This is a genomic window from Arthrobacter sp. 2YAF22_2 (assembly GCF_052114645.1).
In the GTDB taxonomy this organism is placed as follows: Bacteria; Actinomycetota; Actinomycetes; order Actinomycetales; family Micrococcaceae; genus Arthrobacter.
Genome location: NZ_JBFRFD010000640.1, coordinates 1 through 1758 on the forward strand (window position 1 = coordinate 1; position 1758 = coordinate 1758).

General features: G+C 68.5%; 2 protein-coding genes. One reads left to right on the plus strand and one right to left on the minus strand.

Features of this window, described 5'->3' with window-relative positions; translation table 11 throughout:
- Positions 1-819, minus strand: an 819-nt coding sequence (locus tag AB4Y86_RS18185; RefSeq protein WP_441403549.1) for a class I SAM-dependent methyltransferase, incomplete at its 3' end; no start/stop codon positions are given.
- Positions 820-958: 139 nt separating this feature from the next.
- Between AB4Y86_RS18185 and AB4Y86_RS18190 the strand changes: the two genes are divergently transcribed.
- Positions 959-1705 carry a phosphoglyceromutase gene (locus AB4Y86_RS18190; RefSeq protein ID WP_441403550.1) on the plus strand — a complete coding sequence of 249 codons (747 nt, stop codon included), beginning with the start codon at positions 959-961 and terminating at the stop codon, positions 1703-1705.
- The last annotated feature ends 53 nt before the right edge of the window (positions 1706-1758 follow it).

Below are 1758 nucleotides of genomic sequence, written 5' to 3' on the forward strand. Positions count from 1 at the left end.
GCCCAGGCGCCAGCGCGTCGGGCCGTCCTGCACGGGCCAGCCGCCGTCGCGCAGTGACCGGCACATGGCCGTCCACCGCTGCCGGTTCCCGAACGAGGCCAGCGGCGCCGCCTCCAGCCAGGCCTTGTCCAGCGCCTGCAGGTACGAATAAATCTTCTCCCCGGGCACGTTCCGGTGGATGAGCGCTTTCGGCAGCCGTTCGGCAATTTCCGAGGGCAGCTCAAAGCCGCCGAAACGCATGGACAGGCTCAGGCTGAGCGGCCCGCCGGCGTCGAGCGCCACCCACGTGACCCGGCGCCCGATCTCGTCGCAGGTGCCATCGATGAACAACCCGCCGGAGGCCAACCGGTCCTGAACCAGCCGCCAAATCGCCGGGACGTCAGCTTCCTCATACTGCCGCAGCACATTGAAGGCCCGCACCAGCACCGGCCGCCCCTGCAGCGGAAGTTCGAAACCGCCCAACTGGAAGTTCAGCCCCGGCCTCTCCAGCGGCTTGGCCTGCCGGACCCGTTCCGGTTCGATCTCAATTCCGACCACCCGCACGTCGGGCCGGACGACGGTGAGCCGGTCGAAGAGTTCGACGGCGGTGGTCGGGGACGCTCCGTAGCCAAGGTCCACGACCAGGGGATCTTCCGCGTTCCGCAGCCGCCAGGCTTGCGGGCCGGTAAGCCATCGGTCCACCCGCCGCATCCGGTTGGGGTTGGTGGTTCCGCGGGTCACGTTGCCCACCGGCCGGCCGGCCCGGGATGCGCCCGAGGGGCCGCCCTGCGTCCCGCCGGGGGTCCGGGGGGAGGTCACCCGCTTCGCCTTCTGCACCACACGCCAACCCTATCGTCCAACGCGGGGTTGGCTGCGGCCCGTGACCGCTCCCGGAATGCCCTGCGGCCGACCCGCGGTGCAGCGGACCTTCGCTGTAACGCAAGGCACGGTCCGCGGGTGCTCGACTAGGATAAAAAGCATGACTTACAAGCTGATTCTGCTGCGCCACGGCCACAGCGAATGGAACGCCAAGAACTTGTTCACCGGCTGGGTGGACGTCGACTTGAACGATCAGGGACGTGCCGAGGCGGTGCGCGGCGGCGAGTTGCTGGTGGAGAACGACGTCCTCCCGGACATCGTCTACACGTCGCGGCTGAAGCGGGCCATCAACACCGCGAACCTCACGCTGGAGAAGGCCGACCGGGGCTGGATCGACGTCAAGCGCGACTGGCGGCTCAACGAACGCCACTACGGCGCGCTGCAGGGCAAGGACAAAGCCCAGACCCTGGCCGAATACGGCGAGGAACAGTTCATGACCTGGCGCCGGTCCTACGACACCCCGCCGCCGCCCCTCGCGGATGACTCCGAGTTCTCCCAGGTGGGGGACCCGCGCTACGCGGACCTCGGCGACGCGATGCCGCGCACCGAGTGCCTCAAGGACGTCCTGATCCGGTTGCTGCCGTACTGGGAATCCGACATCAAGGAAGACCTCAAGGCCGGCAAGACCGTGCTGGTCACCGCGCACGGCAACTCGCTGCGGGCGCTGGTCAAGCACCTCGACGGCATCAGTGACGCGGACATTGCCGGGCTGAACATCCCCACCGGCATCCCGCTCGTCTACGAACTGGACGGGGACTTCAAGCCGCTGAACCCGGGCGGCACCTACCTCGATCCCGAGGCCGCCGCCGAGTCCATCAAGGCAGTGGCCAACCAGGGCAAGAAGTAGCGCCTTACGCACTCCCGATACGACGACGGCGGCCGGYCACCCCWGGGGTGGCC

Bases quoted from the DNA above. Each gene is read 5' to 3' on its own strand.
- AB4Y86_RS18190 (WP_441403550.1), top strand. From the start codon at position 959: ATGACTTACAAGCTGATTCTGCTGCGCCACGGCCACAGCGAATGGAAC.